The organism is Peribacillus sp. NPDC055009 (genome assembly GCF_053608705.1).
Genome location: NZ_JBSGVZ010000002.1, coordinates 207,178 through 229,259 on the forward strand (window position 1 = coordinate 207,178; position 22,082 = coordinate 229,259).

20 protein-coding genes and 1 other RNA gene are annotated in these 22,082 nt (G+C 42.3%); 5 read left to right on the forward strand and 16 right to left on the reverse strand.

Annotation, left to right across the window (positions count from 1 at the left end):
* Window positions 1-4 precede the first annotated feature (4 nt).
* From ACWF5P_RS04805 to ACWF5P_RS04850, 10 genes are all read right to left on the reverse strand, one after another.
* Entirely contained in the window at window positions 5-1,057 is a 1,053-nt protein-coding gene (locus ACWF5P_RS04805; protein ID WP_452444666.1) for a fatty acid desaturase, read from the reverse strand.
* A gap of 289 nt (window positions 1,058-1,346) precedes the next feature.
* Entirely contained in the window at window positions 1,347-2,054 is a 708-nt protein-coding gene (locus tag ACWF5P_RS04810; protein WP_402943600.1) for a response regulator, read from the reverse strand.
* Window positions 2,051-3,643, reverse strand: coding sequence for an ATP-binding protein (locus ACWF5P_RS04815; protein WP_434168071.1), 1,593 nt, complete (start codon window positions 3,641-3,643; stop codon window positions 2,051-2,053). The genes ACWF5P_RS04810 and ACWF5P_RS04815 overlap by 4 nt, the downstream gene beginning before the upstream one ends.
* A 79-nt stretch (window positions 3,644-3,722) precedes the next feature.
* The gene (locus ACWF5P_RS04820) at window positions 3,723-5,249 is read right to left on the reverse strand and encodes a tripartite tricarboxylate transporter permease (protein ID WP_230176175.1); all 1,527 of its coding nucleotides are present in this window, start codon (window positions 5,247-5,249) and stop codon (window positions 3,723-3,725) included.
* 18 nt (window positions 5,250-5,267) lie between these two features.
* On the reverse strand, window positions 5,268-5,723 hold the full coding sequence (locus tag ACWF5P_RS04825) for a tripartite tricarboxylate transporter TctB family protein (RefSeq protein ID WP_101223697.1): 456 nt from the start codon (window positions 5,721-5,723) through the stop codon (window positions 5,268-5,270).
* Between the two features lie 57 nt (window positions 5,724-5,780).
* Entirely contained in the window at window positions 5,781-6,803 is a 1,023-nt protein-coding gene (locus tag ACWF5P_RS04830; protein WP_101223698.1) for a Bug family tripartite tricarboxylate transporter substrate binding protein, read from the reverse strand.
* Window positions 6,804-7,112: 309 nt separating this feature from the next.
* Window positions 7,113-8,039, reverse strand: a complete 927-nt coding sequence (locus tag ACWF5P_RS04835; protein WP_101223999.1) for an AEC family transporter — start codon at window positions 8,037-8,039, stop codon at window positions 7,113-7,115.
* A gap of 158 nt (window positions 8,040-8,197) precedes the next feature.
* The gene (locus ACWF5P_RS04840) at window positions 8,198-9,070 is read right to left on the reverse strand and encodes a LysR family transcriptional regulator (RefSeq protein WP_101223699.1); all 873 of its coding nucleotides are present in this window, start codon (window positions 9,068-9,070) and stop codon (window positions 8,198-8,200) included.
* Between the two features lie 148 nt (window positions 9,071-9,218).
* Window positions 9,219-10,016 (reverse strand): formate dehydrogenase accessory sulfurtransferase FdhD, encoded by a 798-nt coding sequence (gene fdhD / locus ACWF5P_RS04845; protein WP_434168072.1) that lies wholly within the window; start codon window positions 10,014-10,016, stop codon window positions 9,219-9,221.
* Between the two features lie 54 nt (window positions 10,017-10,070).
* The gene (locus tag ACWF5P_RS04850) at window positions 10,071-10,433 is read right to left on the reverse strand and encodes a DUF2294 domain-containing protein (RefSeq protein WP_095390832.1); all 363 of its coding nucleotides are present in this window, start codon (window positions 10,431-10,433) and stop codon (window positions 10,071-10,073) included.
* Window positions 10,434-10,766: 333 nt separating this feature from the next.
* Between ACWF5P_RS04850 and fdhF the strand changes: the two genes are divergently transcribed.
* The 4 genes from fdhF (at window position 10,767) to ACWF5P_RS04870 (ending at window position 15,482) form a co-directional block, all read left to right on the forward strand.
* The gene (fdhF, locus tag ACWF5P_RS04855) at window positions 10,767-13,706 is read left to right on the forward strand and encodes a formate dehydrogenase subunit alpha (protein WP_452444667.1); all 2,940 of its coding nucleotides are present in this window, start codon (window positions 10,767-10,769) and stop codon (window positions 13,704-13,706) included.
* 18 nt (window positions 13,707-13,724) lie between these two features.
* Complete coding sequence (locus tag ACWF5P_RS04860; protein ID WP_063595796.1) at window positions 13,725-14,201, forward strand: DUF1641 domain-containing protein; 477 nt, start codon at window positions 13,725-13,727, stop codon at window positions 14,199-14,201.
* Between the two features lie 302 nt (window positions 14,202-14,503).
* Window positions 14,504-14,896, forward strand: coding sequence for a hypothetical protein (locus tag ACWF5P_RS04865; protein WP_434168074.1), 393 nt, complete (start codon window positions 14,504-14,506; stop codon window positions 14,894-14,896).
* A gap of 154 nt (window positions 14,897-15,050) precedes the next feature.
* A complete protein-coding gene (locus ACWF5P_RS04870) occupies window positions 15,051-15,482 on the forward strand; it encodes a hypothetical protein (RefSeq protein WP_434168075.1) in 432 nt (143 codons plus the stop codon).
* Window positions 15,483-15,806: 324 nt separating this feature from the next.
* Here ACWF5P_RS04870 and ACWF5P_RS04875 read toward each other — a convergent pair whose 3' ends face one another.
* Window positions 15,807-16,547 (reverse strand): NAD(P)-binding domain-containing protein, encoded by a 741-nt coding sequence (locus ACWF5P_RS04875; RefSeq protein ID WP_434168076.1) that lies wholly within the window; start codon window positions 16,545-16,547, stop codon window positions 15,807-15,809.
* 91 nt (window positions 16,548-16,638) lie between these two features.
* Window positions 16,639-16,977, reverse strand: a complete 339-nt coding sequence (locus ACWF5P_RS04880) for an LLM class flavin-dependent oxidoreductase (protein ID WP_452444668.1) — start codon at window positions 16,975-16,977, stop codon at window positions 16,639-16,641.
* 248 nt (window positions 16,978-17,225) lie between these two features.
* Between ACWF5P_RS04880 and ACWF5P_RS04885 the strand changes: the two genes are divergently transcribed.
* The gene (locus ACWF5P_RS04885; RefSeq protein WP_434168078.1) at window positions 17,226-17,552 is read left to right on the forward strand and encodes a winged helix-turn-helix transcriptional regulator; all 327 of its coding nucleotides are present in this window, start codon (window positions 17,226-17,228) and stop codon (window positions 17,550-17,552) included.
* Between the two features lie 326 nt (window positions 17,553-17,878).
* Here the strand turns inward: ACWF5P_RS04885 and ssrA are convergent.
* From ssrA to ACWF5P_RS04905, 4 genes are all read right to left on the reverse strand, one after another.
* Window positions 17,879-18,240: a transfer-messenger RNA gene (ssrA, locus tag ACWF5P_RS04890) on the reverse strand.
* A 123-nt stretch (window positions 18,241-18,363) separates the two neighbouring features.
* Window positions 18,364-18,831, reverse strand: coding sequence for an SsrA-binding protein SmpB (gene smpB / locus ACWF5P_RS04895; RefSeq protein WP_101223703.1), 468 nt, complete (start codon window positions 18,829-18,831; stop codon window positions 18,364-18,366).
* Between the two features lie 66 nt (window positions 18,832-18,897).
* Complete coding sequence (rnr, locus tag ACWF5P_RS04900; protein WP_452444669.1) at window positions 18,898-21,255, reverse strand: ribonuclease R; 2,358 nt, start codon at window positions 21,253-21,255, stop codon at window positions 18,898-18,900.
* 30 nt (window positions 21,256-21,285) lie between these two features.
* Window positions 21,286-22,032 carry an alpha/beta hydrolase gene (locus ACWF5P_RS04905; protein WP_101223705.1) on the reverse strand — a complete coding sequence of 249 codons (747 nt, stop codon included), beginning with the start codon at window positions 22,030-22,032 and terminating at the stop codon, window positions 21,286-21,288.
* Window positions 22,033-22,082: the final 50 nt, after the last annotated feature.

A 22,082-nucleotide genomic window follows, 5' to 3' on the forward strand; every position in this document is an offset into this window, starting at 1 on the left:
CAATTTATTTTTTTTGAAGACTTGGACGTTCAGTATTGAGTTCAATTTTTGATTTTGTTTCATTTAGACGGTCCTTAATCTCTTTAAAACTGACAAACGTCTTGTTTTCGCCATCATAAAGGCGGAAGCGAAGTGATTTTAAACTTGAACTAAGGGTGATTGTCGTTGCCTGCTGCAAAGGCAGGGTGGATTCATGGACTTTTTCCAGATTATAGTTCGGCACTCTTGGACTAAGGTGATGCACGTGATGAAAACCGATATTACCAGTTACCCATTGCAAAACCTTTGGAAGTTTATAATAAGAACTTCCATCAATGGCAGCCTTCACGTAATCCCATTCAGATTCCTCTTCGAAATAAGAATCTTCGAACTGATGCTGTACATAAAACAGCCAGATGCCCAGTGATCCCGTTACAAAAAGCATCGGTACCTGAATCATCAGGAATGCCTGCCATCCGATAGCCAAGCATAAAAGACCATAAATTGCCACGATTGCAGCATTTGTCAAATACGTATTCATCCGTTCTTTCTTTTTAGCGCCCTTTTTATTCAGACGGTTCGATACAAGGAATAGATAAAATGGACCCAATCCAAACATGACGATCGGATTTCTATATAAACGGTAAGCAAGACGCCCCCAGAATGTAGCGGCGATATATTCATCAACGGTCATGATCCAAATATCCCCTGTACCGCGTTTGTTTAAATTACTGCTTGTTGCATGATGTATGGAATGGCTATGCTTCCATTGCTCATACGGAAATAATGTAACGATCCCACTGATTGTACCCAGGATGTTATTCGCTTTCCTGCTTTTGAAAAACGATTGATGACAGCAATCATGGAAAATGATGAAAATCCTGACTACGAATCCTGAAGCAAGAACGGCCAATGCAAGTGTCAGCCAGTATGAAATGGTTAAGCTTTGATAAGCTAAAAACCATAACAGGAAAAATGGCGGAAATGTATTTATGAGCTGTTTCACGCTTGATTTAGTATTGGATTTTTCAAAAGGGGCAACATCTTTTCTCAATTGTTTTTGATTATGATTACTCATGATTTCCTCCTCAAAAAATATAGGAATGAAGTGTTTAAATGGATCGGTTATGCTTGCATCTCTTCTTTAAGTATAGGAATAATAACCGATTTTCTATAGTCATAAACGTCAAATCCTTGCCATGACACTTGTCATATACTTGTCTGCTTCAAAACTTTTCACACGTATTTTTTCCTCATTCATCATTTTTACACTTAAAAAACGATGAAATCCCATCAATCTGATTCCAAGAAATAGCCTTACATTTATTCGAGCAAATAAAAAAGGATCCGCCGCTTGGCGAACCCATTTATATCTTGATGGCATAAACCCTTTCAGGACGTCCTACCGTGCCATATGTTAAATCGGCATCAATTTTTTCCTCTGACATCAAGTGCTCCAGATAACGCCTTGCCGTTGTCCTGCTCACACCGATTTCCTTTGCCACTATTTCGGCAGTTAAACCCGGGGAGGATTTTCCCAACACAACCATCACCTTCTCCAAAGTCATCCGATCGATCCCTTTTGGCAGTAAAGTCTGTTCCCTCTCTTTTTCATTCATTTCCTTTCGCAAAAGCTTATCCACCTGTTGCTGCGTTACAGGAAAATTGCCCTTTTCCAATTCAGACAGTTTAATGTGATACTCTTGATACCTGCGTAAGGACTGCTTGAAACGTTCAAATGCGACAGGCTTGATAATATAATCAAATATGCCGATTTTGATGGCTTCCTGGACTTTTTCGATTTCTTTAGCCGCCGTAATCATGATGACATCCATTTGTTTGCTTTGCTGCTTGATTTCCTTCAGGATATCGAGCCCATTCATATCCGGAAAATACATATCGAGCAGCAATAGATCCGGCTGCATGATTTCGATGAAGCTTTTAGCCTCGTCATAGCTTGACGCGATTCCGATCGTTTGAAACCCCTCAATCTTTTCGATGAACAGCTTTTGTATCTCCGCAATCCGCAGGTCATCTTCTACGATCAAAACTTCTATATCGCGAATGGCCATCATTTAATCACCCCTCTGGTTTTTGGCAGTGCAACAGTAAAAATCGTATATTCCCCTTCTTTCGTCGAAAAAGTGATATATCCCCCTAATCCATCAATCGCTTCCTGAACAAGGCTCAAACCTATACCTGAATTGGTTTGATGGCTTTTCGTCGTAAAACCGTCCTGGAAAATCAATTCGGTAACATTTGAGTTCATCCCTTTTCCATTATCTTCAACCTCTATGATCAACTCTTTACCCAAGTCCGTGACGAACAACGATACCCTCTTTTCTTCCCTTTCGTTTTCCCGTACAGCTTCAAAGGCATTATTGATGAGATTGCCGATGATCGTCACCAATAAATCTCGATCTATTACAGATGGAATATCTTTAAAACTGCTTTCTCTATCAATGGTAAAATCAATTTTCAGCTCACTGGCTAAACTTACCTTCCCTAAGATGAACCCAGCAATGATCGGATCAGGTACTTCCTTCATTAGAAAGTGAATGAAGCCTTGGGTGACATCGACTTCCTTCGATATGAAATCCATTGCTTCTTTATATGAACCGAGTTGAATCAAGCCTAGCAGTGTATAGAGCCGGTTCGAATATTCATGTGTCTGGGCCCTCAGCCCTTCTGCATACGCCTTTACATGTGACAGTTCCTGAAGGAGATTGGATAGTTCCGATTTATTTCTCAAACTTGCAACTGCACCAATGATTTCTCCCTGTCCATTCAAGATCGGAATCCGGCTAGCCAAAAAAACTTCACCGTCAATCATGAATTCCTGATCATACTCGGCCCGTGCCGTGCTGACTACATCAAGCAAATGTGTATGAGTTATGACTTCTTCAATTTTTTGCCCGCGAAGCATGACGTCTTTAGGAATATGAAGGATTTTATGCGCCGTTTCATTGACGACCGTGATTTTTCCATGAACATCAATGGCAATGATGCCTTCATGAATGGATTCCAAAATGGCATGCTTCTCTTGAAACATCCAGGCGATCTCTTTCGGCTCCAGGCCCAATATCGCCTTTTTTATATTGAATGAAATGAAGAAGGCTACCAACAAACCGCCAACTAATATAAAAGAGATGATCCAGACGATCTTTCTTTGTATACTGGACAATTCTTTTTCAATATCGTCCTGAAGGTAGCCAACGGAGACGACACCTATGACCTTTTCATTGGCGATGATCGGGGATTTCCCCCTAATGGAAGGTCCCAATGTCCCAGTGGACTCCGTGATGATGGATTTCCCATCCCACACCTCGGCGTTATCTCCCCCTACCATTTTCTTCCCGATCAAGTTTGGATCTGGATGGGACAGCCTTGTTTCATTCTCATCCCCTATTACTATGAATTCCGCATCGATCTGCCTGCGAATTTTTTCCGCGATGGGCTGGATGATTACAGAAGGATTGTCCGTTCTAAAAGCTTGTTTAATTTCAGGCAGCAAAGAAATGGTCTGGGCAACCGACAATGCTTTTTCCCCTGTTTCCTGCTTCAGGTTATTTTCCAGGATATTTATGAAAATAACTTCAAAGATTCCACCCATTAAGATGATTAACGTACAGATGCCCAGCATCAACTTGGTGTGTAAACGCATTCAATCACCTCTACTTACATCATATAAAAAAAAACCCCTTTAAAAAAGGAGTTTTTTCACAACATTCAGAAAATATTGGTTAACCTTCAATATTGATGACAACATCCTTCCCTCTCTTCTTGAGTAAAACCGGAATGAGCAGCCATAATGCCGTTACGACCAGGAATGTCAGCGAAAGCGGCCGAGTGAAAAACAAACTGTAATCACCATCGGATATCGTCAGTGCCCTGCGCATATTATTTTCTATCATCGGTCCTAAAACCAGTCCTAAGACCAACGGGGCGATTGGATAATCATTTTTACTTAAGAAATATCCCAAGATCCCGCATCCTAGTAATAGCAATAAATCATAAGTCGATACTTGTACCGCATAAACGCCAAAAATGGAGATCGCGATAATGATTGGTATCAAATACTTCTTTGGCGTTTCAATGATTTTCGCAAAAACCTTAACGAGCGGGAGATTAAGGATGAGGAGCATCAGATTCCCGATGAACATACTGGCGATAAGTCCCCAGGCAACCTGGGGATGGTCTTCGAATAATAATGGACCTGGCTGAACATTGTACATCATCAACGCACCCATTAAAATCGCCGTTGTACCTGAACCCGGAATTCCCAGCGTCAATAATGGAATCATCGCTCCGCCAGAAGCCGCATTATTGGCCGTTTCAGGACCAGCCACTCCAGCGATTGCTCCCGTACCAAATCTCCCGGGTTTTTTTGATATCCGTTTTTCCATAAGGTATGAGAAGAAGGAAGCAAGAGTGGCCCCTGCACCTGGCAGGATTCCTACAAAGAAACCTAAGAGCGATCCCCTCGCAATCGGCCCTGCAGATTCCTTGAATTCTTCTTTTGAAGGAATCAAATTATTGATCTTTGCAATTTCCCCATCATCCTCGTCTTTTTCCAAGATTGTCTTGAATACTTCCCCAAGGGCGAATAGGCCTACTGCGATCGTCAGGAATTCTACCCCTTGATACAGCCAAGGAATGTCGAATGTAAAACGGGCGATCCCGGATACATTATCGATGCCTATCGTCCCGATCAACAAACCGCAAACCGTCATGATCAGTGCCTTGGTTACGGATTTTCCCGCGAGGCCGCTGACTGCCGCCAACCCTAGAAGCATGAGCGAAAAATACTCAGCCGGACCGAATTTAATGGCAATCGTCGATAATGGCTGAGCCAAGGCAATCATGGCGACAAGCGTGACAATCCCTCCGACGAAGGAACCGATTGCCGAAATCGATAAAGCACTCCCGGCTCTTCCCTTCTTGGCCATTTGGTAGCCATCCAGTGTGGTGACGACAGAAGAAGATTCACCAGGTGTATTCAATAGGATTGAAGTTGTCGATCCTCCATACATCGCTCCATAATAAACACCTGCAAGTAAAATGATGGCGCTTGTTGCCGCTTGCTCTGGGGGAAGTCCCCCTGTAATCGAAGCGGTTACCGGAATTAAAAGAGCCACACCGCTCATCGGCCCGATCCCCGGCAAAACGCCGACAGCCGTACCGATCAATACTCCGACAAATGCAAAAAGTATATTATACCAAGTTAGTGCCGTTTCAAAACCATGCATCAAATAATCAAAAGTGCCCACTTCACATCCCCCTCCCCTTTATGAAAACCAGATTGGCCAACCCGGCAGTGTTCCCTTTAAAACATTCACGAATAAATAATAGATGATTCCGGAAAATCCTGCGGATATGATGAGCGATGTCACCCATTTATTTCGCTCCATCGTTTGAAAGCAAACAAACAAAAACAGAAAGGTCGTAATGACATATCCTATCGTTTCCAATGTCAAAATATAAATCAAGGTGGAGAGCAGAATGATGATAAAAGGTTTATATTCCAGCTTTCCCTTACCCGATTCCTGTACATTGCTCCGAAATGCCTCATAAAACAGGCGAATACTTAAAACAGCAAGAACGAGTCCCAATACAAAAGGGAAAATGTCCGGTCCTACCGAACTTCCATAAGAAGAACTGGCCAGCTTTCTGCTTCCTATCATAAACAGCACTCCGACAGCCAGAAAGGCTACAGATGCAAAGCGATCAAATTTAACATCCATCACAATCCCTCCATTTCAGAAAATAAGAAGAAGGTGAAAGCACCCCCTTCTTCTCGATTATTTTTCCATGCCTAAGGCTTCCAATAATTGCTGCACCTGTTTCTCCTGTTCTTCTAAAAACTTGCTGAATTCTTCACTATTTTTATACTCTTGTTCCCATCCTTGAACTTCCACTTCCTTTTTCCATTCAGAAGTTTCAACTAGCTTCTCTATGGTTCCGTCCCAAAAGGCTTTCGCTTCACCAGACATATTCTGAGGTCCAAAAACGCCTCTCCAAATCGTGAATTCAGCATCAACACCCTGTTCCTTTGCCGTCGGTATGTCTTTTAGATCTCCACCTAAACGTTCCGTCGAGGTTACGGCCAACACTCTAATCTTTCCTGCCTTTAAAAATTCCCTGACACTGGATGCATCCGTTCCGATCACATCTGCATTTCCGCCAAGCAATGCCGTAATCGCTTCCCCTCCACCGTCGTACGAAACGTATTTAAGTTCGGTTGGATTCAAGCCATATTCATATGCTGGAAGAATGGAAATCAAATGATCCATGGATCCCGGAGCCGATCCTCCTGCGAAGGTCAATTTACGCGGATCTTTTTTCACTGCTTCCAGCACTGATTTCAAATCCTTGAATTCAGAATCTGCCTTTACCACTATTGCCCCATAATCTTTTGTCAGCTGCGCCAAAGGAGTCGTATTTTTATATCCATAAGGACTGTTGCCTTCTTTTTTGAGGTTATTGATGATGACAGGCGGTGAATTCACGAACAGCATGTCATTGTTATCAGCTTGCTGTGTTGCATAATCCGCCATGAAGACAGCGCCCCCGCCACCGGGTTTGTTTTCGACGGTTAATGGCTGGTTAACCAGTTTTGTCTCACCCAAGACCTTTGTAAATGAACGGGCGGTTAAATCCCATCCCCCGCCTGCGCCCGATGGAGCAACGACCGTTATGGCTTTTTTCGGATAACCTGTACTTTCTTTCTTTTCTCCTGATGTACCCGAACTGCTGCATGCACCTAAACTTAAAGCTAACGAACCCGCCAATATGACCGCTGAAATCTTTTTACGAGAAAACATAATAATCCCCCTTTTTGAAAGCGTTTTCTTAATTCTACAAAAATATCTTCCTTTTATTTTATTGCCCAACTAAAATGCATAACTTCCATAACTTCCATATTGTTCATAAAGTTTTATAGCAGGAAAAGGGGGAAAAGACTGCTCCTTCAGAGCAGTCCAAGTTTGTAGACAAAAGGGGTTCTATCTAAATAAAACAAAGTGATTGGAGTGGAAATTACGGTTCGGTTTTACAAACACTATAAACTGTAAACAAACTCGATTTTCATCGAGTTTGTTTACAGTTAGAGACTGCACTTTTGAGCAGCCCTGCTAGAATAGTATTTTTGATAGATATACGACCATCGTTACCGTTATGCTGCTGAATAAAGTCGACATCAAGACTGCCTGTGCCGCATACTCCGGATGGTTGTCATATTCCAAAGCGAATAATGCGCTGTTTCTTGATGTGGGAAATGAGCTTGCGATAAACAACCCTTGGGCGACAGTCCCTTCCAAGCCCAGCATGAGGATGATCAGGAAGGCGATGGATGGCGAGAGTATTAAACGGCCAATCAAGCTAAGTATAAGCGGAAGCGGAAATTGCGTCATTTTCAAATAGGCACTCTGTGCACCCAATGTAATCAAGGCAATGGCTATGAAGGCACTAGCGATATTTTCAATCGGGGTCCATAAGAACAGCGGAATGTCGAAAGAAAAGGAATGTAATAGAAAACCGAGTAATAAAGCATAAATGACGGGGTTCTTCAAGAACTCGCGAATGGCGCCCTTCGCACTTTTTGTATGGACGGAAACGGAATTCATCAATCCATAGGTATAGGTCAACAGGTTTTGAAAGATGATCACGATGACTTGTATCGACAGCCCAAGAGGATTTCCGTGAAAAACCATCTGGCTGACGGGTAATCCGAAATTGGCTGAGTTATTCAGGACTACACTATTTTTAAACGTGGCCGAAAGGCTTTGATCAAACCTGGCAAGTTTAGCAATCACTGTACTCACGATGATGAGACTTACTGCTTGAAGAGCAAGGAAGCTGAATATCTGGAAGATCATCCCCCCGCCCATTTTACTTTGATAAATATTAATAAAGCTAATCGCCGGCATGAGCAGGAAGTGATTCAATTTAGACAGCGTATTCATATCCAACTTGAATTTACGATGCAGAATGGCCCCCGCCCCTATGAGGAAAAAGACCGGCACAATGACATTCAATACGATCAGAAACAGGACACTCACTTGACTTCCTCTCCATTCCTTAGGCAATACCTGATGATTTACATTTACATCTCCATTTATCATAATGCCGGGATAACCATAATTAAAATACCAATAAATTATCGTTATCCATTCAAAAAAGGAATGACAAAAAAGCACAGAGGTTTCTGCGCTTCCGGTTAAATGTCCCTCATGAAATCGACGCCTTTGACAAATTCGACAAACTCCTTGACCAGCTTTAATTCCAGCGACTTTTCATGATATAACATCCACGTATTCCTGATAAGGGGATTACCTTGCTTATCCTTAAGGTCCATTTGACGGAGATTTTGGTCCTTCTCCAATAAAACACTGGGAAGGATGCCATATCCCAGGCCATTCCTGACCATTTCTTTGCATGTATCACCTTTGTCCACTTCCATCCCCACCAAAGGAGGTCCGGAAAAATTGTCTCTCCACCAATTATCGATCATTGTTTTCAAAAGAGCATCTGTCCCATAATCGATCCTCGGCAAAAAAGGCAGGTTCCGGACTTCGATTTCTTCCTTGGAAGCAATGCAAATCGTTTCCTCAAAAAGATGATGCCTTGATCCTGACCATTGATAGTCCCCCCGAACGATTCCGACATGCACTTCCTCCTTGTAAATGAGGTTCAGCACTTCTTTACTCCATCCAGTTGTCACATGGAAATCCACTTTGGGATATCGCTCACGAAATAATTTCAGCAGGCCTGGCAATTTATGCAGCGTAATATAGTTGGAAACACCCAGCCGTAATGTTCCACTGATTTCCTGACCCATATTGAATGCCGTCTCTTTTATCTGCCGGAGCCTGATCAGCATCTCATCTGCACAGATGGCCAAATATTCCCCTTGAGGCGTGAATTGCACTCCCCTTGTTCCCCGCTCCACAATCTTTAGATTGAATTCCTTCTCTATTTGTTGAATCCGTTTCGTTAAAGAAGGCTGCGAGATATATAAACTTTGCGCCGTTTTAGTAATATTCTTGTGTTCATGCAACACCTTTAAAATATGCCAATCCCTTTCGTTCATAACCCTTCCCCCGATACGCATTTCCTTGAATGTTTTATCCAAACTGTATCACAAAAGGCCTGATCGATATATTCTTTTACAAGTACATAAAAAGCCCAAGCCATGTTGGCAAGGACTTTCCGATAAGTACCTTTTAAGCGAATGATGATCATTCATTCAATTGAATTCTTTCAGGGCATGTGTAGATATTCAGTGAATCATTACGAATGAATCCGACCGTGGTGATTCCCAATCCTTCAGCCAACTCCAAGGCCAAATCGGTTGGAGCCGATTTCGAGAGTATCAGCTCACAGCCGATTTTCGCCACCTTCAAGAGAATTTCCGATGATATCCGGCCGCTGAACACGATAGCTTTTCCTTCTATCGAAATACCATTTTTCAGGCAATAGCCGTATATTTTGTCCAATGCGTTATGCCGTCCGATGTCCATCCTGCTTAATACGAGGCCATCGACATCACATAAAGCGGCATTGTGGACTCCACCTGTGTTCTGGAAGGTGACGGCAGAATTTTGTAAATCCTTCATCAAGCGGAAGCAGTCATCAGGAGTCAGTTTCACCGAAATATGATCCATTTTCTTGGCAGTCAATGCATCATTCACAAAGACGAAACCTTGTCTGCTCATTCCGCAGCATGATGTAATATACCGCTTGTTTTGAAAATCCTGGAAGTAAGGATTCACTTTATCTGTCTTCACATGAACAAAGCCTTCTTTTTCCTGGACCCAGATTTCTTTTATCTCATCATATTTTTTGATGATGCCTTCCGAAGCCAAATAACCAATCACCATATCCTCGATGTATTCGGGTGTACAAACCATCGTGACGAATTCCTGGCCATTTACTTTGACAGTAACGGGATACTCCGTTACAATCGCATCTTCCGTACGCTCAGTGTTACCTTTGGTTATCCGGATGATGTCCCTCTTGATTTCAATCGCTTTCATGTTCCCACTCCTTTTAATATCCAGGAGCCAATTGACCAATATGTAGGACCATGGTCAATGCCCGTTGAGTTTGTCCGCAATATTCTTATCAAAAACGAATACGGAAATCGCTATGTTCTCTTTGATTTTTATGTCTGAAAACAAATGAAGCAGTTTAGCTCCAACCAGTTCTTCCATTCCATCAGGAGGACTCTCCGAATACACATCCTGAACCATTTTGGTTCGTGCAGAATGGACCATGTCCCTTCCTTCCTCCGATCTTGATATGAACATTTCCGTAGGAGTCAAATTTCCATATAACGTAGAAACGGCCATATTTTCCACGAAAACCGTGTGTATGCGTTCTGGTCCTTTACCGAATAGTTCCTTGCGCAGCTTACGAATCATATCATTGAATTCATGGATAACTTTTGACACCGTTGCGTCACTCCAATTCAAGAAAATTTAGTTCTCAATTTTCTTATCATAAATCAACGCGAAGAAAAACGAAAGGAATTTGGGAATGATACCCTCTTTGCAGGATTGTTTCTTTTAATAATTAAAGGTATAATATCAATGATGAAAGTTGGGAGCATAATAGTGTACTGTTTTGTCCTATCTTTTTTAAAATTATCCATTATGGTATGGATTGGTATATTGGCAAGCTTTGCTATTAAACTATTCCACCATGACCTACATTTCCGTTCAGAGACGGAGGTGTAATCATGGTGGTTTTTTTGCGTCTTTTTGGCTATAAAAGGGGGAAATATAATGAGCGATTCAAACATCACCATCAAAATCAACGGGAAGGATTATACCACTAATGAAGGAGCGACAATACTGGAGGTCATCAACCAAAATGAGATGGCTCATCCACAGATCTGTTATGTTCCTGAAGTGGACCCGATCCAAACATGCGACACATGCATCGTCGAAGTTAATGGGAAACTCGTCCGGTCATGTTCGACAAAAGCAGTGAGCGGCATGGATATAGCCTTGGACTCAAGCAAGGCAAAAGAAGCCCAAACCGAGGCCATGGACCGTATCCTGGAAAACCATTCTTTATACTGTACTGTATGTGATAATAATAACGGAAATTGCAAACTGCATAACACGGCAGAATTAATGGAAATTGAACACCAAAAATATCCTTACACACCGAAAGTGAAATTGGGTGCCGTCGATATGTCCCATCCATTTTACCGCTATGATGCCAATCAATGCATCGCATGCGGGCAATGTGTTGAAGTCTGCCAAAACCTTCAGGTCAACGAGACGCTGTCCATCGATTGGGAAGCAGAACGCCCTCGGGTAATCTGGGATGAAGGAACGGAAATCAATAACTCATCTTGTGTAGGCTGCGGACAGTGTGTAACCATTTGTCCATGTAATGCATTAATGGAAAAATCAATGCTGGGCGAGGCTGGTTTCATGTCAGGTTTGAAAAACGATATGCTTGAACCAATGATAGACCTTGTCAAAGAAGTGGAGCCTGGATACAGCGGGATTTTTGCCATTTCGGAGATTGAAGCGGCAATGCGTGATACACGAACGAAGAAGACAAAAACGGTCTGTACGTTCTGTGGGGTAGGATGCACATTCGAAGTCTGGACAAAAGACCGTAAAATCCTTAAAGTCCAACCTACTCATGAAGCACCCGTCAATGCGATATCCACATGTGTCAAAGGGAAATTCGGTTGGGACTTCGTAAACTCGGAAAAACGTTTGACAAAGCCCCTGATTCGGAAAAATGGAAGATTCGTTGAATCAAGCTGGGATGAAGCACTTGATTTGGTTGCATCCAGACTCGGTTCGATCAAACAGCAATACGGCGGAAATTCAGTAGGCTTCATTTCCTCTTCCAAGATCACGAATGAAGAAAACTATGTAATTCAAAAACTGGCACGGCAAATGTTCGAAACGAATAACGTGGACAATTGCTCTCGTTACTGTCAATCTCCGGCAACAGACGGACTGTTCCGTACAGTCGGCATGGGCGGAGATGCCGGTACGATCAAAGATATCGCCGCAGCAGGTCTTGTCATCATCGTTGGTGCCAACCCGGCAGAAGGCCATCCCGTACTCGCGACACGCGTTAAACGGGCTCACAAGCTTCACGGACAAAAACTGATCGTAGCTGACATCCGCAAAAACGAAATGGCAGAGCGTTCCGATATCCATATCAGTCCAAAACAAGGAACGGATCAAGTATGGTTGATGGCGGTTACAAAATATATGATCGATCAAGGCTGGCATGATCAAGAATTCATCAATGAAAATGTTAACTTCTTCGACGATTATAAAGAAGTACTTGAAAAATATACTCTGGAATATGCAGAAACACACACAGGTATTTCAAAAGAAACATTGATCCAAATAGCTGAAACCATTCGCGATGCAGACGGAACATGCATTCTTTGGGGAATGGGCGTTACACAAAACACCGGTGCTTCCGATACTTCGGCTGCAATTTCCAACCTGCTATTAGCTACAGGCAACTACCGTCGCCCAGGAGCGGGAGCTTATCCGCTTCGCGGCCATAACAATGTACAGGGAGCTTGCGATATGGGCACCCTTCCAACATGGCTTCCGGGATATCAGCATGTTACCGATGACGTGGCACGTGCTAAATTCGAAAAAGCATATGGAGTGAAAATCGATGGCAAACCAGGCATGAACAATATTGAAATGCTTAAAGCGATAGAAAAAGGCGACATGAAGGCCATGTATCTTGTAGGTGAAGATATGGCACTTGTTGATGCAGATGCAAACCATGTTGATAAAGTGTTATCCGGATTGGATTTCTTTGTTGTCCAGGATATTTTCCTTTCAAGGACTGCCCAATATGCCGACGTGGTATTGCCCGGAGCTCCATCTCTTGAAAAAGACGGAACGTTCACCAATACGGAGCGCCGTGTACAGCGCTTATATAAAGCCCTTCCCACTATGGGAGATTCTAAAGCCGACTGGGAAATCACTCAAGAGATCGCTAACCGCTTAGGTGCGAATTGGAACTACACACATCCTGGTGAAATCTATGATGAAATGGCAAGCCTGTCACCGATATTCAGCCAAGCGAATTACGAGGTGCTGGAAGGATGGAACAGCTTCCTATGGGGAAGCCATGATGGATCAAGCACGCCGCTTCTTTATGTGGATGGCTTCAACTTCCCTGATAAGAAAGCGCGCTTTGCACTGGCTGACTGGGTGGAGCCGCATAAATTCCCGAAAGAATATGACCTTCATATCAATAATGGACGCATGCTGGAGCATTTCCATGAAGGCAATATGACGAACAAATCCAATGGAATCCAATCGAAAGTACCTGATATTTTCGTTGAGGTTTCACCAGAACTTGCACAAGAACGTAAAGTCAGTGATGGCGGACTCGTTCGCTTAGTGTCTCCATTCGGGGCCGTTAAGTTAAAAGCCCTGATCACAGACCGCGTTAAAAATAATGAGCTATTTTTACCGATGAACTCCGTTGATAAAGACTCTGCCATTAACTTTCTGACCGGTCCTATCTATGATCAACGCACAAGCACGCCTGCTTACAAACAGACGATGGTCCGCATGGAAGTATTAAGCGCAAGCGGGGATATCCCATTACCGGGTACCAATCCACGGAACAAAAAACGCCATCCTCAAAATGGTGTCGAGGTTGAACGTAAGTGGGCACGTCCAGGGTATGTTCACTTAACGGATAAATAAACAAGGAGGGTGAAGATCATGGCAGCTCCTATTACGGAAATCCATAATCCCATTACTGAGGAAGAAATAAAGCTTCAAAAACTGGAGGAACTGAAAACGCTGATCACCGATAATGAAGATGCCTTGAACAATATGTTTAAAATCGTCAATGAACTGAATGACTCAGGAGTATTCGAAGCCGCGACCTCCATGCTTCAAGGAAAAGAACAAATTGCCAAAATCGCTCTTCAACAAATCACAAGACAACCTGTCACAAACCTGATCAATACCCTTATGGGGGCAACAGGAGCCTTGATGAATGCCGATGCCGCACAATCCACGAAACTGCTTAACAGTGCACTTGCAGGAATCGATGAAGGAAACAAGTTCCTTCAGGCCGATAAAAAGATCGGCGTTTTGGATTTAATGAAAACATTGAATGATCCAGACATAAACCGGGCGATCGGCTTTGGCGTCCACTTCCTTAAGGGGATGGGCAAGGAATTAAAAGAATAGACTCGGAAAAAAGACTCAAGAGAAGCTTCTTTTGAGTCTTTTTTCTATCATTGGGCTTAGTTGCTGAAAACTGCTGAAAGTGTAGCGTATTGGATAAGATTAGCATTGGAGTGGATGATTTAATGAATCAAGAAGAAAAAATTAAGGAATTAGAATACGAATTGCTTTGTTTAAGGCTCTGTTAAAGGCTGTTGTCGATGTTGTTGATTTTCTTGATGAACTAACGGGGCAGGTTAGTTTAAGAAGGAACTTCAACTTTATGGTATTATTTAGGAAAGAGAATTGTTGTTAGGAGGACAGTAATGGGTGGTTCGCTTGTCTTGAAAATTTTGTTGATACCGATTGTTGGCATTGGTCTTTATATTACATTTAAATATATTAGACCAATGGTACCAATACCAGGGTTTACTGTGTACAAATCCTCTGGGATAACAGTGGACTATCCTTCTGTTGATTTAGAAAATAAAGAAGTTATTGGAACAGTTTCGTTTAAAGATAAGAAAATTATGACGGTAATTGTAAATGTACAATCAAATTATGTTAACGTCGAAGGCAGTGTCGAGAATACTCGTAAGGGTGAAAGTGATAGTGACTATATTGATATGGTTAAAAACCAGGCTGAATTTTTCATTAAAAACAAAATAAGTAACCCTAAAAAGTATTATGAACAGTTTATAGAAGCTGATCCTTCTTGAACTAACCGGTGTGTTAGGGCCATAAGAAGGCCGCCAATTGGCGGCCTTTTAAATGTATGATTCTTACAATAATCATACATTCAATTTAAACCATCTCTTTCCATCCCAATAATGGTTCTGAGGGGAGGTTTGATAAAAGATAAAACGTGGATTTATGATTCTTGCTGCTACCTTGGCAATTCAAACTTCAGCATTTGCAAAGACAGTCAAAGTAGACCCTATGGGCGCTGGTGAATGGGATGCTGTATATGCAAATCCTTTATTCTTAGATACAGGAAAAGGTTCAATACATAAAGCTGTATCAGCTAGTGGAAATATTAAGGTTGAAGTAACTCAAGCCCTTTCGTATAATGACTATTTTGTTACAGTTTATGAGGAAGATGAGGCTGGAAATCCAAGTGAATTTATTGACTCAAAAGAGTTTAGTGGTAGTGACTCTTTAACCGTAAGTACTACAGGTCGTGTAGATGATAGTAATGGAAAAGCCGAAATTAGGGTAATAGTCGGTAAATGTAATAATTTAGATGAAGTAACTGGGGTCCCCTCACGAAACGGAAATAATCGTACGCTAAGAGTCATTGACTGAGTAGCTTATCGGCCCGAACTTGCTGATGCCACCTGATTGGTTGCCATGTGTAGTCGCCAGGAAAACCGTATGCTAAGAAATTTGAACGATATGACAACGAGACGAAGGGGAGATTGCCGCGGCAATCTCCCCTTCTGTCATTGAACTAACGTTCCCCGTTAGCTTAACGTGTTAATGGTGTATCAATTCAATAAAGAAGCAATCTTCGCGTTTTTTGGTTTCAAATTTATGCACCTACTCCAGAATGTTGTTAATTAAGTGCTATAGATGGATTGCAACAAGAAGCGTATGGGAGATATTCAAATCCCTTGTTCCTGTACTCGTTTATGCTTTTCGTGACAAAGCCATGGCATCAGCTCTCTGCTGCGTATCTCGTTTATGATTCGCAAATATCTTTATTGTTTCTTCAATGCTATTTGCTTTCAATATAACTGATGGGATAGGTAATTCAGCTTCAGCAAGCAATTGTTTCAATTCCGGAAGCTCTGAAAAAATACAATAGGCAGGCTGAAAGCTCTGTTGTCTCCAGCTTTCAGCAATTGAGCCTGCATCATAAGCGTCATAACCGAGATCCTCAATTATATTCATGATTAATACCTTCGCTTCATTATCGTCACTACAAACCGGTAGTGCAAACCGTTGTACAGCACCCTTTGGACGAGCGTATTCGTCAAATTCATTCATCATAATATTGTTGAATGCCTTTACTATACGTGCTCCTGGAAAATGTTCAGAAACCCACTGTGTGGTTGGTTTCCCGTCTAATATTTCTTGAATATCCCCATCTCGTATGGGGCCATAATTATTCGTGTCGACCAGAATTTTCCCTTGCAGGTTATTCGTAGCAAATGAAGGAACAACATTCATCGGTGTTGAGAGGACAATAATGTCACCCCAAGTCATAACTTCGTTTACAGTCATAGCTTGTGCGCCTATTTGCGTGGCCGTGTCTGCCAAGGCTTCAGGACTGCGCGAACTCGAAATAGCTACTTCATGACCAAGTTTGTTGAATAGTGAACCTAATTTCTGCCCGACTTGACCTACTCCAATAAATCCAATTTTCATAATATTTCTATCCTCCAAATTTTTGTATTAGATTAATAATTCCTCTCACCTAGTGTTTTCCTGTTCATTCGTTATTATGATTTGCTAGTCATCATAAGTTTGAATCATCAGACAACGACTCTGAAGGATGGTCATATCCTCTTAATTGTAGTTTGAAGTTCTCAGCTACTTTCAACGGAGAATGATTGGGAAGCATGACGCCACCTGAACCAACCCTTATGCGCTGCGTATTCGCAGCTATTTGACCGATTAAAAGTTCGGGCGAAGCGCTGGCTACGGAGGAAATATTATGATGCTCCGTGACCCAAAAGCGTTCGTAACCTAGTTCATCCGCTTTACTCGCTAGTCTAACCGAATTTATTAAAGCTTGTTTGGCTGATGTTTCTAGATCGACTGGAGCCATATCCAATATAGATAAACGTTGAACCATGTTCTGCCTACATCCTTTCTATTGATTGTTTTCACGTCCATATTGATAAGGTACTCCTAAATGCTCACGTAAAGTTGAGCCCTTCAATTTCCATTCCTCACATGAAACAAATTATTTTAAAACCACAGCAAATGTGGTACTATTACCTTATTTCTTTTAAGTGATAATCACAAGTACTGTTATTTTTAATAGGTACTATGTTTTTTGATAGTAATGAGATTTCAATTGGAAATTTTAGGAGGAGCAATATGACTAAAAATACTAAGTTCCGTACACCTGACTGTGCTTTATCAAAAGTTCAACAAATGTTAGGAGGGAAATGGAAACTCTTACTACTATGGTATCTTTCAGAGGAGCCTAGGCGTTTTGGAGAGATCCGTCGATGTTTTCCGGAGATTACTGAGTCCATGTTGACAAAACAGTTGAGGGAACTGGAGCAGGATAAATTAATCCATCGTGAAGTATTCAAGGTAGTTCCGCCAAAAGTAGAGTATTCATTAACAGATTTAGGATCAAAATTTTTTCCAATTATAGAGGCAATGCATGATTGGGGGGAAGAGAATTTGAAGGATTAAACCCATTCGATAATTACTTGATATACTTGTTTTTTGATAGTCGCTAAACACGATTAGCGTTACTATTAGGGGATTCGTTTCTCATATTTTGTTATTCATTATTTATTAAGCTAACGGGTGCGTTAGTTCCATAGGATGCACTAAAGAAGACCACTTATTAGGTGGTCTCTTTTATTTGTTCAAAAATCAACATTAATCTTTAACAAAGCCTTGTTTAAAAAAATTAACCATAAGTTGTCCATATAAAAAATTAAGCATAAATTGTCCAACTGGACAATTTATGCTTAATTTTACAAAACCAAATAAAAAACCACCAATATATGTATTGGTGGAGACGGTGGGAGTCGAACCCACGTCCAGACATAACGGCACTTAAGCTTCTACGAGTGTAGTCGATATATTCGCATTTCGCGAACTCATTAGCCTATCGACAGGCGGCAGAGCAGCTAGTCTGATTGGTCTCTTCCTTCATCCTCAGACGGTGGATTCCGGCGTATCCCACTTAGAGTGAGTCCCTTACCCTACCACGTGGGCCATGGAGGGAGGAACAGCTATCGACTGTTATTAAGCAGCGAAAGCTAGGTTGTTGTTTTGTTTGCCAGTTATAGGCGTTGACGTTTTAACGAGGCCGATCCCCTCGACTCGCAACTTAAGCTCGAACTATCCCTGTCGAATCCGTAACGTCCCCATGATATAAATGGAGCGTACGAGAGAAGAATAGTCAGCAAGTTGGCTGATATTCAATTGTCATCGGTACAGGATTAATTATAACAGATTGGCTCAAAAAATCAATTGTAAGGTCTTGGCAGTTCTACATCTTCTGTCGATCACGGAATGCACGTTCAATATCACGCTTCGCTTCCTTCTTCTTCAGGTCTTCACGCTTGTCATATTGCTTCTTCCCTTTACCCAGACCGATTAAAACCTTGGCAAAGCCATTTTTCAAATACATTTTCAACGGTACGATCGTGTAGCCTGTTTCCTTTGTTACACCGATCAGTTTACTGATTTCCTTCTTATGCAAAAGAAGCTTCCGTGTCCGCAACGGGTCATGGTTAAACTGGTTTCCCTGCTCATAAGGGCTTACATGCATATTATAAAGATAGATTTCTCCATTTTCTATTTTAGCGAAGGCATCCTTTAAATTCACTCGGGCCGCACGGATGGCCTTGATTTCGGTTCCCTTCAAAACGATTCCGGCTTCAAACGTTTGTTCAATAAAAAAATCATGATAAGCCTTTTTATTTTGTGCTAGTTGTTTACCTGAACCTTTTGGCATCTAACTCTCCCCTTTTTACATCCAATCGCGGCAAGAGGATGAAATGATCATCCCCCGCCTCAATCTTTATCTCTTTTTTGGTTTTCTCTTGCGCTTGGCAGCTGGCGCATTTTCAAAGAATTTTTTCTTCTTTTTCGATTTTCTCCCATTAGAAGGCGAATCTCCATTACGGCCGCCGCCTTTACCTTCATTACGTCCTCCATTGCCTCCACGGCCGCGTTTACGTTCACCTGAATTGGCTTTGAATATTTTCTTCTCGCCAGATGGACGCGGACGGCTTACCTTCATGCCGATAATTTCAAAATCGATGGCGCGTTCCTCTTTATTGACGTTGGAAACACGTACGTCGATCTCATCGCCAATCCGGAACACATTACCGGTACGTTCCCCGATCATTGCAAGCTGACGCTCATCGAAGCGGTAATAATCATCCGTCATGAAGCTGACATGGACAAGTCCTTCAATGGTGTTCGGCAGCTCGACGAACATCCCGAAATTCGTAACCGAACCAATGATCCCGGTATACTCTTCGCCGATTTTATCCAGCATATATTCCGCTTTCTTCAGATCATCCGTTTCCCGTTCAGCATCGACTGAGCGACGTTCACGTTTCGATGTATGATCGGCAATCTCAGGTAAATTGGCATTCCATTTCTCCTTCGTAGCTTCATCCAGTTTACCTTCCACCAAGTAGGTCCTGATCAACCTGTGCACGATCAAATCCGGATAACGGCGAATCGGCGATGTGAAATGTGTATAAAACTCAGCAGATAAACCAAAGTGACCTAAGCTCTCCGGATCATATTTCGCCTGTTGCATGGAACGGAGCATGACGGTGGATATGACCGTTTCTTCCGGTTTACCGGCTACCGCCTCAATGATTTCCTGTAACGCCTTAGGGTGAACGTCATTGGCCGATCCCCGGACAATATATCCGAAGTTCGTTATGAATTCAAAGAAACGCTGCAGTTTTTCCGGCTTGGGATCTTCATGAATACGGTAAATGAACGGTACGTCAAGACGGTGGAAATGCTCTGCAACGGTTTCATTAGCCGCAAGCATGAACTCTTCAATCAGCTTTTCGGCAACCGACCTTTCACGTAAAACCACATCAGTCGGATGGCCTTCTTCATCAACGATGACTTTAGCTTCATTGAAATCAAAGTCAATCGCACCGCGGTTCATCCGGTTCTTGCGCAGGATGGCAGCTAACTTCTCCATGTCCTGGAACATCGGCACCAACGCTTCATAGCGTTCGAGCTGTTCTTCATCTTTATCGACAAGGATTTTGTTCACATTTCCATATGTCATACGTTCCGTCGTCTTAATGACACTTTCAAAAATCTCATGGTTGACGACTTTGCCCTCTGGCGTAATTTCCATTTCACAAGAGAGTGTAAAGCGATCGACTTGTGGGTTCAAGGAACAAATGCCATTCGATAAACGATGCGGGATCATCGGGATGACCCTGTCCACCAAATAAACGCTCGTCCCTCTTTCCAAGGCTTCCTTATCGATTGGTGATCCTTCCTTCACATAATGGCTGACATCAGCAATATGAACACCCAGCTTATAATTGCCATTTTCAAGTTTGGAAACAGTGACGGCATCATCCAGGTCCTTTGCATCCGCTCCATCAATCGTGACCAAAACATCATTGCGCAAATCCCTGCGGCTTCCAATTTCACTTTCTTCAATGGTATCCGAAACGGCATTGGCTTGTTCCATGACGTCATCCGGGAACTCCATTGGCAAACCATATTTATGGATCACGGAAAGAATATCTACACCAGGATCATTTTTATGTCCAAGAATCTCAATGACTTCACCTTCGGCACTTATGCGTCCTTCAGGATAAGAAGTAAGCTTGACGACAACCTTATGGCCCTCTACCGCTCCATGTGAAGCATGCTGCGGAATGAAAATATCGTTTGCGATCTTTTTATCATCAGGGATGACGAAACCAAAACTTTTACTTTCGGAGTATGTACCGACCACTTGTGTAATACCGCGTTCAAGAATTCTGATGACCGTGCCTTCTTGCCTTGAGCCCGATGTTTCCGAAGATACTCGTACCATGACGACATCTCCATGCATCGCTGTGCCCGTTTCATTCGGCGGAATGAAAATATCATCCATTCCAGGGTTATCTTCAGGTGTGACAAAGGCGAATCCCTTAGCGTGTCCTGTTAATTTACCACGGAACAAATTCATCTTTTGCGGCAGCCCGTAACGATTGCTCCTCGTTCTGACCACCAATCCCTTTTCTTCCATCTTTACTAGAGCCTTAACGAAATTCTTGAAATCTGCCGAGTCTTCGATTTTCAAAGCCTCTTCCAGTTCTTGTACCGTTAAGGGCTTATACGCTTCATCCGTCATGTATGTCAGAAGCTTATTAATATGTTCTTGAATGTTATCTTCCATGAAAACCCTCCTATTCAGGGTATATTTTTGTTATTCGGCCCAATCCAGACTTTCTAAAAATTCCAATACATCTTCATGCAGCTGGTCCTTTTCTTTATCAAGAGTTATGACATGACCGGATTCTTCATACCACTTGATTTTTTTGACCGGTGATTCAATGGCATCAATAATAATATCGGCACTTTTTGGATTGATAACATCATCATGCCTGCCCTGCACCACAAATGTCGGCGCGTATATAAGGTCGACGTGCTCTCGTACATCCGTTATCAATTCCTGAAGGGCTTTCAATGTATTCATCGGTTTATCGGCAAGGAGGTCCATTTCAAGCTCTATTTGCTCTTGAGTTTTTCCTTCATACTTCTTAAATTCTCTGGCGTACTCCAATACTCCTTTAAACATCATTTCTTCACTTTTGATATACATAGGCGCACACATTGATACGATACCCTTTATAGGTACAGTGTAACCTAATTTAAGAGAAAATACGCCTCCTAATGATAGTCCGGCAACAGCAATTTCTTCATGGCCTTTGCTTTTCAGGAAATCGTAGGCCATCATTACATCTTTCCACCAATCTTCCGGACCCGTTTTCACCAGCTCCTCTGGGGGTACGCCATGCCCTTTATAGTGCGGGGCATGGCAGGTGTATCCCTGTTTCTCCAAGTAACGCCCTAGCATCCGTACATCCGCTGAATTCCCCGTAAATCCATGTAAAAGTAAGACAGCTCTTTTTCCGCCTTCAAAAGTAAAGGGCTGCTGCAGCTTTATTTTCATGATCTTAAGCTCCTTTATCAGTAAATAGAATTTTAAAAACATCCCTATCC